General features: G+C 45.3%; 1 protein-coding gene. It reads left to right on the forward strand.

Features of this window, described 5'->3' with window-relative positions:
* On the forward strand, positions 1-331 hold a 331-nt coding region (locus H6A27_RS14745), incomplete at both ends, for an ATP-binding protein (protein ID WP_204509221.1).

A 331-nucleotide genomic window follows, 5' to 3' on the forward strand; every position in this document is an offset into this window, starting at 1 on the left:
TTAATCTTGCCACTTGTGACTATGTGAAAAACGGGGTGTCCATACTTATTACGGGAGCTTCCGGTACAGGTAAAAGCTGGTTGGGTACAGCGTTTGGTCATCAGGCCTGTATGAACGGATATAAGGTAGCCTATTATAACCTGTACAGGCTCTTCGAGGAAATAAGCCTTGCCCGCATATCCAGTACCCTGCATCGTTTCTTCGCCAGGTTGGCACAGACTAATCTGCTTATACTGGACGACTTCGGTATGAAAGTTCTTGACGGACAACAGCTGCTTGACTTTATGGAGATTATAGAAGACCGACATGGACAGAAAGCTACTATCATCAT

It is taken from the genome of Bacteroides caecigallinarum (assembly GCF_016902295.1).
In the GTDB taxonomy this organism is placed as follows: Bacteria; Bacteroidota; Bacteroidia; order Bacteroidales; family Bacteroidaceae; genus Phocaeicola; species Phocaeicola caecigallinarum_A.